10 protein-coding genes and 2 pseudogenes are annotated in these 11964 nt (G+C 66.5%); 4 read left to right on the forward strand and 8 right to left on the reverse strand.

Annotation, left to right across the window (positions count from 1 at the left end; all coding sequences use genetic code 11):
* Positions 1 to 3 precede the first annotated feature (3 nt).
* The 6 genes and pseudogenes from trpD to KZO24_RS05805 all read right to left on the reverse strand — a co-directional run bounded on the left by trpD (position 4) and on the right by KZO24_RS05805 (position 6405).
* Positions 4 to 995 (reverse strand): annotated as a pseudogene (trpD, locus tag KZO24_RS05780) (anthranilate phosphoribosyltransferase).
* Positions 992 to 1588 carry an anthranilate synthase component II gene (locus KZO24_RS05785; RefSeq protein ID WP_008833029.1) on the reverse strand — a complete coding sequence of 199 codons (597 nt, stop codon included), beginning with the start codon at positions 1586 to 1588 and terminating at the stop codon, positions 992 to 994. The pseudogene trpD and the gene KZO24_RS05785 overlap by 4 nt, the downstream one beginning before the upstream one ends.
* Positions 1585 to 2376 carry a phosphodiester glycosidase family protein gene (locus tag KZO24_RS05790; protein ID WP_271183236.1) on the reverse strand — a complete coding sequence of 264 codons (792 nt, stop codon included), beginning with the start codon at positions 2374 to 2376 and terminating at the stop codon, positions 1585 to 1587. Before KZO24_RS05790 ends, KZO24_RS05785 begins: the two co-directional genes overlap by 4 nt.
* Positions 2370 to 2924 carry a YcxB family protein gene (locus tag KZO24_RS05795; protein ID WP_271183237.1) on the reverse strand — a complete coding sequence of 185 codons (555 nt, stop codon included), beginning with the start codon at positions 2922 to 2924 and terminating at the stop codon, positions 2370 to 2372. The genes KZO24_RS05790 and KZO24_RS05795 overlap by 7 nt, the downstream gene beginning before the upstream one ends.
* Positions 2921 to 4433 (reverse strand): annotated as a pseudogene (locus KZO24_RS05800) (anthranilate synthase component I family protein). Before KZO24_RS05800 ends, KZO24_RS05795 begins: the two are co-directional and overlap by 4 nt.
* A 22-nt stretch (positions 4434 to 4455) precedes the next feature.
* Positions 4456 to 6405: a peptidylprolyl isomerase gene (locus tag KZO24_RS05805; protein WP_486486973.1), complete on the reverse strand. Its 1950-nt coding sequence runs from the start codon at positions 6403 to 6405 to the stop codon at positions 4456 to 4458.
* Between the two features lie 328 nt (positions 6406 to 6733).
* Here KZO24_RS05805 and tpiA point away from each other — a divergent pair, with 328 nt between their 5' ends.
* The 3 genes from tpiA (at position 6734) to pyrG (ending at position 9802) form a co-directional block, all read left to right on the forward strand.
* Positions 6734 to 7489 (forward strand): triose-phosphate isomerase, encoded by a 756-nt coding sequence (gene tpiA, locus KZO24_RS05810; RefSeq protein WP_486486974.1) that lies wholly within the window; start codon positions 6734 to 6736, stop codon positions 7487 to 7489.
* 128 nt (positions 7490 to 7617) lie between these two features.
* Positions 7618 to 8025, forward strand: a complete 408-nt coding sequence (gene secG / locus KZO24_RS05815) for a preprotein translocase subunit SecG (RefSeq protein ID WP_271183241.1) — start codon at positions 7618 to 7620, stop codon at positions 8023 to 8025.
* Between the two features lie 142 nt (positions 8026 to 8167).
* Complete coding sequence (gene pyrG, locus KZO24_RS05820; RefSeq protein ID WP_486486975.1) at positions 8168 to 9802, forward strand: CTP synthase; 1635 nt, start codon at positions 8168 to 8170, stop codon at positions 9800 to 9802.
* Between the two features lie 147 nt (positions 9803 to 9949).
* Here pyrG and KZO24_RS05825 read toward each other — a convergent pair whose 3' ends face one another.
* Positions 9950 to 10885, reverse strand: coding sequence for an AEC family transporter (locus KZO24_RS05825; RefSeq protein WP_271183243.1), 936 nt, complete (start codon positions 10883 to 10885; stop codon positions 9950 to 9952).
* A gap of 196 nt (positions 10886 to 11081) precedes the next feature.
* The gene (locus tag KZO24_RS05830) at positions 11082 to 11549 is read right to left on the reverse strand and encodes an Hsp20 family protein (RefSeq protein WP_271183244.1); all 468 of its coding nucleotides are present in this window, start codon (positions 11547 to 11549) and stop codon (positions 11082 to 11084) included.
* 150 nt (positions 11550 to 11699) lie between these two features.
* Here KZO24_RS05830 and grxC point away from each other — a divergent pair, with 150 nt between their 5' ends.
* Entirely contained in the window at positions 11700 to 11963 is a 264-nt protein-coding gene (gene grxC, locus KZO24_RS05835) for a glutaredoxin 3 (RefSeq protein ID WP_271183245.1), read from the forward strand.
* Position 11964 lies beyond the last annotated feature (1 nt).

The raw sequence follows: 11964 nt of genomic DNA on the forward strand, positions 1-11964 counted from the left end.
TCGTCACGCGCGGGTTGCCGCGATCCAGCAGTCGAGCAGAGCCTTGGCCAAGCCCTTGTCGATCGTTTCTGCCGCTTCTTCGACGCCCTCGGTCCAGCTATCGACTTCGCCTGCCACGAGAAGGGCACCTGCGGCGTTGAGTAGAACGGCGTCGCGGTAGGCGCCGGGCGCGCCCATCAGCAGATCGTTGAGCGCGCGGGCATTGTAGGCTGGGTCACCGCCGCGAATGGCGTCGACCGAAGCCAGCGGGAGGCCGGCATCCTGGGGGCGACGCGCCGCATGGACAGTTCATGGCCGCAGATCTCGGCGACTTCGTTGCCGCCTGCGAGGCTCAACTCGTCGAGGCCCTCGTCGCCGGAAATGACCATCGAGTGCTCGGTGCCAAGCCGCAGCAGGGCATCGGCGTAGATCGGCACGTAGGCCGGGCGTGCGATGCCGACTAGCTGGCGCGAGACTTGCGCCGGGTTCGCCAGCGGCCCCATCAGGTTGAAGATCGTGCGGCGGCCTAGCGACTTGCGCAGCGGCATCAGCCGACCCATCGTCGGGTGGTGGCGCGCGGCGAACAGGAAGCCGATGCCGATTTCGGCGAGCGTGGATTCTGCAGTCTCGACGGCGCGGTCGAGGTTCAGCCCCATCGCTTCGAGGGTATCGGCGGCGCCCGCTTTGGAACTGGCAGCGCGGTTACCATGCTTGGCGACGGGGACGCCCGCAGCCGCGACCACCAGAGAAACGGCGGTCGAGACGTTGAGGGTGTGGAAGCCGTCGCCGCCGGTGCCGCAGACGTCGATGGCGCCTGCGGGCGCCTTCACCGGGATCATCCGCTCACGCATGGCGCGAGCCGCGCCCGCGATTTCGCTGGCGGTCTCGCCGCGATCCGACAAGGCGACGAGGAACTCGGCGATTTCGGATCTGGGCATTTCGCCGTCGAGGATTGCGGCGAAGGCTGCTTGGGCCTCGTCCTCGGCGATCGGGTGGAGAGGGTCGGGAAGGGTCATGCGCTCAGCCGTTCCGGCAGTTTGGCCTCGATACCGCAAGTGCGCAGGAAGTTCGCGAGCATGGCATGGCCGTGCTGGGTGGCGATGCTTTCCGGATGGAACTGGACGCCGTGGATCGGCAGGCTCGCATGGCGGAAGCCCATGACATGGCCGTCGTCCGAGCGGGCGTTCACCACCAGCGTCTCGGGAATGTCCTCGACGATCAGCGAGTGATAGCGCGTCGCGGTGAAGGGCGAGGGCAGCCCGGCGAAGACTCCGGTGCCGTCATGCGTGACCGGCGAGGTCTTGCCGTGCATCAGGCCACCGCGCACGACCTTGCCGCCGAAATACTGGCCGATCGACTGATGGCCGAGGCACACGCCGAGGAGCGGCATCCCCGCATCCGCCGCCGCGCCGACGAGGTCGAGGCTGATGCCAGCCTCGTTGGGGGTGCAGGGGCCGGGCGATATCAGGAAGCCTTTCGCGCCGCTGGAAATGGCCTGGCCTGCGCTGAGCGCGTCGTTGCGCACGACCTCCACTTCGGCGCCCAGTTCCATCACGTAATGGACCAGGTTCCAGGTGAAGCTGTCGTAATTGTCGATGACGAGGATCATGACTTCGCCTTTGCGCTTTTCTCGACGACGATCAAGGGGCCGAGCGGAGGGCCGCCGTCGACGCGGCCATGCTCGGGGTCCCAGAGCGAGGATACGCTGCCGTCGAGGAACAGCGCATTGTCGCATTTCAGGGCGTCGCGGAAATAGCGCGCGAGCTTGCCGAAGGATACCGGCTCGTCGGAAATGACGAAGTGGGCGCGGCCCTTGTCATCGATGCCGACGCCGTTGCGCAGTTTCAGCGACTTGCCGTCCTCGTCGATCTTGGGATGCAGCTTGCCGGAGATGACCAGCATCGGCCCGGACTGGGTGCCGAAGTCGGGACGGTCGGTGACGGACTTTGCGAAGTCGTCGCTGGCGCGGACATGCCAGTTACCCGCTGCGTCTCCGTAGAAGACGCCGTTGGGGCTGAGGTGGAAGTTGCCCCAGCCTTCGTTGGTGTTTAGCGCGTGCTGCTTCTCGCCGTTCTCGACGTAGTAGCCGATCGGCTTGCCATCGGCGTCGAACATGCCGCCGTTCATCGCGAAGGCAACTTCGTGGCTGCGCGCCGGGCGGTCCACCGCGAGTTGCGAGAGGCTGCGATACGGCGCGCCGCCCTTGGGGCCGAGGACGGTGTGGATGGTGTGACGACCCGGCACGGCGGTGCAGTGCGTGAAGCTGGCACCCTCGAAGCTCGCGCCCTGGCATGGCGGCGGGGGCGGGGCCGAGGGCTTGGCGGCGGGTTCTTCGGAGGAGCAGGCGGCGAGGAAGATCAAGGCAGGCGCCGTCACGCAGTGGCGCAGGCTCACCATCGTGATTTCACGCCGTTCGCGGTAAGGCTCTGCCGCAGGGCCTCCAGCGTGCCGGTTGCGATCTGGTACTTGGGAAAGGCGTAGTACATCTGGCTGGTACGCAGCAGAAGGAGCATGTGTTCGTCCTCCCACCATCTGACGAGATCCGACCATTCGTGGGTACTGGTGCCGAACCGGTTGGAAATTTCAAGCCTGTCTGGGCCGAAATCGACCGTGGTGCGGACGCCATCGATCTTGAGTTCGCGGTAGGCCTTGCGTGCGCTACGGGGAAGGCGCCAGAAGATGAGGATTAGTAATATCAACCCGACCAAAGCCGCTGCCGAGAGGAGGCCAAGGGCTATGTTCCGGATCAATACGATCGGATCGATAATTCCTGCATCCACAATATCGGGAATGGCGAAGAGTAGGGCATAGAAAAGGGCGATGGCACCTCCGACCCGCAGTGCTCCCCTCCACAACCAGTTGCGGCGCAGGAACAGCCGATTGGATGCGAGATAGTCTTCGAACGACAGGGTAAATGCGAAGCTGTCGTTCGTCGCTGAAGTCACTGCCCGAACCCGGGTTCCCCGGCGACGCGGATCGCTTCGCGTGCGGCGGCGAAGAGGGCGCCGCTCTTGGCTTCGCATTCGCGCTGTTCGTAGGCCGGGTCGCTGTCCGCCACGATGCCCGCCCCCGCCTGCACGTGCAGGACACCGTCTTTGAGCAACCCGGTGCGCAGGACGATGCAGCTGTCCACCGAGCCGTCCGGCGCGAAGTAGCCGACGCCGCCCGCGTAAGGGCCGCGCGTCTCGGGCTCCAGTTCGGCGATGACCTCGCAGGCACGGACCTTGGGCGCGCCCGAGACGGTGCCTGCTGGGAACCCCGCGAAGACCGCGTCGATGGCATCGTGCTTCGCGGTGTCGAGCTGGCCGACCACGTTCGAGACGATGTGCATGACGTGGCTGTAGCGCTCGATTGTGTAGCTGTCGGTGACCTCGACGGTGCCTGCAGCGGCGACGCGGCCGACGTCGTTGCGGCCGAGGTCGAGCAGCATCAGGTGCTCGGCGCGTTCCTTGGGATCGGCGAGGAGGCCGGCTTCGTTGGCCTTGTCCTCGGCCGGGCTGGCGCCGCGCGGACGGGTGCCCGCGATCGGGCGGATGGTGACTTCGCCGTCACGCACGCGCACCAGGATTTCCGGGCTGGAGCCGACCAGCGCGAAGCCGGGCAGGTCGAGGAAATAGAGGAACGGCGAGGGGTTCACGCGCCGCAGGCTGCGGTAGAGCGCCAGCGGCGGGAGCGGGAATTCGCAAGTGAAGCGCTGGGCCAGCACGACCTGGAAAATGTCGCCCGCCTCGATGTAGTCCTTCGCGCGCAGGGCCATCGCCTTGTAGTCTTCCGGCGCGACGACGGGCGTGCGCACCGGCTCGGCGAGATCGGTGGCGACGGGCACGACGGGTGCAGGGGCGGCGAGGCGGCGCAGGGCTTCGTCGATGCGCTCGGCGGCGCGGTCGACGGCCAGAGCGGCGTCACCCGTTTCCGGCCACACCGGCGCAACGCAGAACAGTTCGTCCGATAGCCGGTCGAAGATCAGGATCAGCGACGGGCGCACGAACAGCATGTCGGGCACTTCGAGAGGGCTTTGCGGCGCGCGCGGCAGCTTCTCGACAAGGCCGATCGTCTCGTAGCCGAAGTAGCCGACGAGGCAGGCGAGAGCCTTGGGCAGCGCGACCGGAACCTCGCAGCGGCAGGTCTCGACCAGCGCGCGCAGTTCGGCGAGGGTGCCGCCGCCGAGCGGTGCGAACGCCTCGCGGTCGGCCTGCCATGCGCGGTTGATCTCGCAGGCCTCGCCGCTCGCGCGGAACACGAGGTCCGGGTCGAGGCCGAGCAGGCTGTAGCGCCCGCGCGTCTCGCCGCCTTCGACCGATCTCGAGCAGGAAGTCGCCGCGCCCGTCCTCGATCAGCTTGAGGGCGGCGCCAACCGGCGTCTCTGTGTCGGCGACGAGCTTGCGCCAGACCAGCGCGGGTTTGCCCTGCGCCAGCTGCTCAAGCGTCGCCTTGCGATCGAATTCGCGCTCCATTGCTGCCACCCCTCGCTTCGGCTCAGTTGGCGGCGGCGGTGCCGGCGAGCTGGTCGCGCACGGCGGTGATGGCATCGTCGTGACGCTTCACGCCGACGTCCTTGCGCATCGCGGCACCGAGCGCGGAGGCGTAGCTCTGGCCGAGCTGCTGGCCGAGTTCGGTCTGGGCACGGCGGATCATGTCGGGCAGATCGATCGTGGCGGGCACGATGTCCTTGAGCTGGACGACGAACCAGCCGCGCTCACCTTCGGCCGACTGCACCTTCACGGTGTTCTTGGCCATGTGGAACATCAGCGAGACCGGCGGCGGCACCTGACGGCCCGACTGCAGCGCGGCGGCCAGGGTCGGGCGCGACATCGAGACCTGCTGCGGCGCGGGCAGCTTTTTGCCCGAGGCAGCCATGACCTGCTCGATCGACTGGCCCTTGCGGATCGCGGCCTGCATCTTGAGCGCGGCGGCCTTGGCGGCCTTCGAACCGGCGTCGATGGCCCAGGCGAGCTTCACGTCGTTCTGGATCTGCGCCAGCGGAGCCGGGGCGGACGCCTGGATGTCGGTGACGTCGTAGATCGCGAAGGACTTGCCCTTTTCGATCTCGGCGACCTGCGGCTGTTCCTGGCCCATTTCGAACGCGGTCTTGAGGAGCGGCTGCAATTCGGCGGGCATCGTTTCGCCGGGCTTCATGTAGACTTGCCCATCAGCGGTCAGTGACGGGGTCTGCTTGACCTCGGCGCCGAGCGACTTGGCGACTTCGGCGAGGTTGGAGCCGCCCGAAAGCTGCGCGTCGATCTTCGAGAAGGCGTCGCTGTAGGACTTGCGGGTCTTTTCCTCGGCGATCTGCTTGGTGAGGTCACCCTTCACTTCGGCAAGGGTCTTGGCCGGGGTCTTGATCTCCTCGTCGACGCGGATGACGTGCCAGCCGAGCACGCTCTTCTGCGGTGCGGCCAGCTTGCCGACCGGCGCGGCGAAGACGGCCTGCGCGACGGCGGCCGAGAACTGGCGCGAGAGATCCACGCGGCTGAACGATTCGAGCTTCGCGGCGGACAGGCCCTTTTCCGAAGCGGCGGCTTCGAGCGATTTGCCCTTCTCGACTTCGGCGACGATGGCCTTGGCGGCCGGCTCGGTCGGCACGACCAGCTGCGTGATGCGGCGATCGTCCTTGGCGGCATAGGTGGCCTTGTTCGCCTCGAAGCGCGCGGCGATCTCGGCGTCGGTCGGTGCGGCCGGGGCCGGGATCTTGTCGGCGCTGACGAGCGCATAGCGGATCGTGCGACGCTCGGGGCGGACGAACTGGCCGGTGTGCGCCTTGTAGAAGGTGGTGAGTTCGGCCTGGGTCGGCTGCTTGTCGGGCGCGAAGAGCAGCGAGGGCAGGGCGACCACGGTGCCGCTGCGGGTCTCGCTGAGCAGCGAGGCGTAACGCTTCGCGGCATATTCGGACATGACCGAGCCGATCTGCGCGGGCACGACCAGTTCCTGCGCGATCATGTTCTTGCGAATGTCCTCGCGCAGGGCCTGTTCGGAGAGGCCCTGCTGGGCGAGGGCTTGGCGGAACACGTTCTGGTCGAACTTGCCGTCGACGCCCTGGAACGCGGGGATCTGCGTCAGTTCGCTGTCGACGAGGCGGTCGCTGAGGACAACGCCGTGCTTCTCGCCGTAGACGGCGAAAGCGACGCCGTCGATCAGGCTGTCCAGCACCTGCTGGAGGCCGCCCTCGGCGATCAGCTGCTTCATCGTCGCGGTCGGGCTCTGCTGCTTGACCCGCTCGAGGCCGCGCTTGGCGCCGAGGCTGAGTTCGTCGGTGGTCACCTTTTCGCCGCCGACAGTGGCGACGGCAACTCCGGGAGCCGCGCTGCCGGACCCGCCGAGGCCCGCGATATCGCCACTGGCGAACGCGAGGGCGATGAGGCCGAGAACGACGAGGCCGACGATCGCGCCGACCTTGGACTTCAGAAACGAGCGGAAGAAATGGAGCATGAACCGTGCCGATCAGCAGAATATTGGCGCGAAACGGTGAGGCTTCGCATGTAAACGGCGCAGGCTTTAGGGGGCCTTCGCGCATCCTGCAATGCCGCTTGCGCAAGCCTTGGGCAAAAGCCGCGAGGTGGCATTACTACGACACCGGTGGAGAATCCCGGCGCTTAACCATCCATGAATTTTGACAAGCGATGCTCTGGTGCCCTAGCTGCCCGGCGACAGCGACGACCTGATTCCCGGTTCCGCGGCAACGGCATTACCGGAAATCTGCGAGGGGGACCCGCGGGGGAGTTCCCGAAGGTTCGCCGAGATCGATCAAAGGATTGAAATGGCTGGATTGCCTTACATCGTCGGAAATTGGAAAATGAACGGCACGCGCGCCATGCTGAACGAGGCGCGCGCAATCGATCGTTCCGCCCAGCGTTTCCCCAAGGTGCAGGTCGGACTGGCGCCGCCCTCGACCCTGATCTTCCGCATGCGGGACGCGGTCGAATTGATCGGCGTCGGCGGGCAGGACTGCCATGCGAAGGAAAACGGCGCTTATACGGGTGACGTTTCCGCACCGATGCTCAAGGATGCAGGCGCCGATTTCACGATCGTCGGCCATTCGGAGCGCCGTGAATACCACGGCGAAAGCGACGCGGACGTCAACGCCAAGGCGCAGGCCGCGCTTTCGGCCGGTCTGGCGGTGATCCTGTGCGTCGGCGAAACCGAGGCCCAGCGCGATGCGGGCGATGCCGAGGGCGTGGTCACCGCGCAGCTCGAAGGTTCCTGCCCCATCGTGGACGGCGCGCCGGAAAAGCTCTCGGTCGCCTATGAGCCGGTATGGGCCATCGGCACCGGCCGGGTGCCTTCGGTGGCGGACGTGGCAGCCATGCACAAGGCGATCTGCGCCAAGCTGGTCGCCATCTACGGTGATGCTGGTGCGGATGTCCGCATTCTCTACGGCGGTTCGGTTAAGGCCGACAACGCGGCCGAACTCCTTGCGGTGCCGGATGTCGGCGGCGCTCTGGTCGGCGGTGCGAGCCTGACGGCCGAGAGCTTCCTGGCGATCGTCGGCGCGGCGGCTTCGCTCGCGGAGTAAGTCCGATCCATGCGCCGTCCTGCGGGGCGGCGCAGCAATAAAGTTGCCGGGTTGCGCGCTCGCCTGCGAGCGCCTATCTGCCCGGTCAAGAAAGCGGGGTATGTCCCCGCAATAAGGCTGAGACGAAGATGTTCCTTTTCCTGACCGTGGTGCAGGCTCTGGTTGCCGCCATGCTGGTGGGCGTGATCCTGGTGCAGAAGTCCGAAGGCGGCGGCCTCGGCGTCGGCGGCAGCCCCTCGGGCCTGATGTCGGCACGGGGCGCGGCCAACTTCCTGACCCGCGCGACCGGCGTTCTGGCGACGGTCTTCGTGGTGCTGAGCATCGGTCTTGCCGCTCTCGCCGTCAATGAGACGAGCGGCCGCGACATCGACACCTCGCTCCAGCGCAACACCGCTCCTGCGCAGACCGCTCCGGTCCAGCCTGCCGATCCGCTCGGCGGCGCGGCCAACCCGGCAGCTCCGGCTGCACCCCAGCAGGGTGCGCCCGCCGGCGACTCGGTTCCGACCGATCCGCTTGGTGGTGCTGCCAAGCAGTAATCCCTGCAGGCGCTTTCGAGCGCCTCACCGTAATCGGAATGCCGTCTGGCGCAGTCAGACGGCATTTCCATGTGTTTGATCTGTGGAATGAGGCTCCGGGCGCTTGCCTGAGGGCCCCCATGCAATTTAAGGCCCGATTCCCATGGCGCGGCATATTTTCATCACCGGCGGCGTGGTCTCCTCGCTGGGCAAGGGTCTCATGGCGGCGAGCCTCGCGGCTCTGCTGCAGGCGCGTGGCTACAAGGTCCGCATTCGCAAGTTCGACCCCTACCTGAACGTCGATCCGGGCACGATGAGCCCGTACCAGCACGGCGAAGTCTTCGTGACCGACGACGGCGCCGAGACGGACCTCGACCTCGGCCACTACGAGCGCTTCACCGGCGTCTCGGGCCGCAAGGCCGACAATATCACCTCGGGTCGCATCTACCAGGACATCATCGCCAAGGAGCGCCGCGGCGACTACCTCGGCGCGACCGTGCAGGTGATCCCGCACGTCACCGACGCGATCAAGGACTTCGCGCTCACCGAGACCGAGGATCTCGACTTCGTGCTGTGCGAGATCGGCGGCACCGTCGGCGATATCGAGGGCCTGCCCTTCGTCGAGGCGATGCGCCAGCTGCGCAACGAACTCGGCCGTGAGGGCACCTGCTTCGTCCACGTCACGCTGGTCCCCTACATCGCCGCTGCCGGCGAACTGAAAACCAAGCCGACCCAGCACTCGGTGCGCGAACTGACCGGCCTCGGCATCCAGCCCGACATCCTGCTGTGCCGCTGCGACCGCGAGCTGCCCGAGAGCGAGCGCCGCAAGATCGCGCTGTTTTGCAACGTGCGCCCGCAGGCGGTTATCCAGGCGCTCGACGCGCCCAACATCTACGCCGTGCCGCTGCAGTACCACCGCGAGGGCCTCGACGCCGAAGTCCTGCACCACTTCGGCATGCTGGAATCGGCCAAGGCGCCGGTGCTTGAGCGCTGGGACGACATCACCGACCGCTACCAGAACCCCGAGGGCGAAGTGACCATCGGCGTCGTCGGCAAGTACATCGGCCTGCAGGACGCCTACAAGTCGCTGAACGAAGCGCTCGTCCACGGCGGCATGGCCAACCGCGTGAAGGTCAACGTGCGCTGGATCGACGCGGAAATCTTCGAGAAGGAAGATCCTGAGATCGCCGCCGCGCTCGAACCGATGCACGGCATCCTCGTCCCGGGCGGCTTCGGCGAGCGCGGCACCGAGGGTAAGATCGCGTCGGTCCGCTTCGCGCGTGAACGTCAGGTGCCGTTCTTCGGCATCTGCCTCGGCATGCAGATGGCCTGCATCGAGGGCGCGCGCTCGGCGGGCATTGCCAAGGCCAGCTCCACCGAATTCGGCCCGACCGAGGAACCCGTCGTCGGCATCATCACCGAGTGGATGACCGAGGACGGCCTGCAGACCCGCGCCGAGGGCGGCGACCTTGGCGGCACCATGCGCCTTGGCGCCTACACCGCCGCGCTCTCGCCCAACAGCCACGTCGCGGCGATCTACGGCTCGACCGAGATCAGCGAGCGCCACCGCCACCGCTACGAAGTCAACGGTTCGTATCGCGAGGCGCTGGAAGGCAATGGCCTGATCTTCTCCGGCATGTCGCCCGACGGCCTGCTCCCGGAGATCGTCGAGCGCCCGGACCACCCGTTCTTCGTCGGCGTGCAGTTCCACCCGGAACTCAAGTCGCGCCCGTTCGAGCCGCACCCGCTGTTCGCGGGCTTCATTGCCGCAGCGTTGCGGCAGGCCCGTCTGGTCTGAGCTGCCGGGGCTGAGCAGTTCGCGGTTCCGGATTGATTTCGGAACCGCCGCTCGTTCGCGGCAGATGCATGCGGCGCAGAACGCCTGAAGGCTCCAGTCGTAATTGCGAGCACAGCGAAGCAATGACGAAGGATGGGCCGCCTGAAGTCAGCCGATCGTCGTCAGGTAAGCCGACACCGTCATGATCGACAGCACGGTCGAGATCAGGATCACCCGCGCAGTGACGCTCGCTTCACGGCCGTAGAATTCGGCGAGCATGAAAGGCCCGGTCCCGGTCGGCAGCATCGCCAGCAGTACGGCTGCATGAAGCGCGGGGGTGTCGAGCGGAAACAGGGTCACGGCCAGCACCCAGGCCAGCAGCGGATGCACCGCCAGCTTCAGGGCGACGAGGATGGCCGTGAGCGGACCGGCGCCCGCAGCCGCCTCGCGCTTCTCGCCAAGGAACAGGCCGAGGCCGACCAATGCCGCCGGGGATGCCGCGCCGCCCAGCAATTTCAGGAAGACTTCGACGGGTCCAGGCACGGCCATCCCACTCGTCGGGAAGAAGCACGCGACGACGGGGGCGACGATGAGCGGGTTGGTCGCCAGCGACTTGCCGACTTTGGCGGCGACCCGCAACGGATGGCTGCCGACGTGGAGGCGGATCTCGATCAGCACGATCGCGCCTGCAAAGAGCACGCAGGCGACGACGATCGTGGAGATCAGCGTCAGCGTGTTGCTCCATGGCCCGAGCGCGGCGAGCAGCAGCGGGAAGCCGAGGAAGCCGGTGTTGGGATAGCTCGCGGCGAGCCCCAGCACCGGCCCATCGGCCTCGAAGCCCGAATGCCGGGCATGGGCGGCGACCGTCAGCGCGAAGATCGCCATCGTGCTGAGGGTGAACACCGCGACGAAGTGGGGTTGCCACAATTCGTGCCAGCTGGATCTGGCGACGATGTCGAACAGCAGCGCGGGCAGGGCAAGGTAGACGACGAAGCGGTTGAGTTCGCTGGTTGCCTGCGGCCCCATCACGCCGATGCGCCGAACCAGCCAGCCTGCGAAGATCAGCGAGAAGACGGGCAGGACGATCCCGAGGATCGCGGTCATGAGCAATGGTTCCGCAACATGGTCGCCGGGCTAACGACCCGCACGACGCGGCGCGAGGATTAATCGGACGGCTGCCGTGCTTTCTCTGCAATCGCGCATGCAAAAGGGTCGGCCCGGATAAACGGGCCGACCCCAAATGCCGTATCCGGTATGTCGCGCAAAGGGACGGAAAAGCGCAACGTGCGGACGACGACGGTTATGCTGCGGCGGTAGTGTCCTCACCAGTCTCGACGACGGTGAGCTTGTTGCCTCCGATGGCGACCTTCTTCGGCTTCATCGCCTCGGGCACTTCGCGCACGAGGTCGATCACGAGGAGGCCGTCGGCAAGGTCGGCGCTATCGACCCGCACGTAGTCGGCCAGTTCGAAGCGACGCTCGAACCCGCGCTGGGCGATGCCGACGTGCAGCATTTCGCCGTCGGTGGCCTCGTCGGGCTTGTGACCCTTCACGACCAGCAGGTTCGCCTGCGCGGTGATGTCGATGTCGGCCGGCTTGAAGCCCGCGACCGCGAGGGTGATGCGGTAGCCGTCCTGACTGCGCCGTTCGATGTTGAAGGGCGGGTACTTGTCGCCCGCGTTGGCGCGCGCCTGGTTCTCGATCATGTCGAAAAGGCGGTCGAAGCCGACCATGGTGCGGCGATAGGGCGAGAAATCGATACGGTTCATGACAAAAATCCTCCAATGAGCAATCTTCGTGTGATGAGGCCCGCGATGCGGCGCCTCGTTCTGTGAGCCATCCCCTTGGCGGGCCATGACTCGCATTCCTAGATATGCTAGCCGCCCCACCTTTCAAGGGGCGCTGGAATGGAGTTTGGCATGAGCCAGCCTAAGATCGAGATCTACACCAAGTGGGGCTGCCCCTACTGCGTCGCCGCCAAGTCGCTGCTGGACAAGAAGGGCGTTGCCTACGAGGAATACGACCTCACCATGGGCGGCCCCAAGCGGACCGAGATGCTGGAGCGCGTCCCCGGCGCGACGACGGTGCCGCAGATCCTGATCGACGACCGCGCCTATGGCGGTTTCGACGACATCAATGCGCTCGACCGCGAGGGCAAGCTCGATCCGGTGCTGGGGCTCTGAA

This window comes from Novosphingobium sp. NFX11 (genome assembly GCF_057376415.1).

Coding starts and splice junctions, on each gene's coding strand:
- KZO24_RS05830 (WP_271183244.1), bottom strand. CDS start 11,549: ATGAACCGTATCGATTTCTCGCCCTATCGCCGCACCATGGTCGGCTTC.
- pyrG (WP_486486975.1), top strand. CDS start 8,168: ATGGCGCGGCATATTTTCATCACCGGCGGCGTGGTCTCCTCGCTGGGC.
- tpiA (WP_486486974.1), top strand. CDS start 6,734: ATGGCTGGATTGCCTTACATCGTCGGAAATTGGAAAATGAACGGCACG.
- KZO24_RS05785 (WP_008833029.1), bottom strand. CDS start 1,588: ATGATCCTCGTCATCGACAATTACGACAGCTTCACCTGGAACCTGGTC.
- KZO24_RS05790 (WP_271183236.1), bottom strand. CDS start 2,376: ATGGTGAGCCTGCGCCACTGCGTGACGGCGCCTGCCTTGATCTTCCTC.
- KZO24_RS05805 (WP_486486973.1), bottom strand. CDS start 6,405: ATGCTCCATTTCTTCCGCTCGTTTCTGAAGTCCAAGGTCGGCGCGATC.
- grxC (WP_271183245.1), top strand. CDS start 11,700: ATGAGCCAGCCTAAGATCGAGATCTACACCAAGTGGGGCTGCCCCTAC.
- secG (WP_271183241.1), top strand. CDS start 7,618: ATGTTCCTTTTCCTGACCGTGGTGCAGGCTCTGGTTGCCGCCATGCTG.
- KZO24_RS05825 (WP_271183243.1), bottom strand. CDS start 10,885: ATGACCGCGATCCTCGGGATCGTCCTGCCCGTCTTCTCGCTGATCTTC.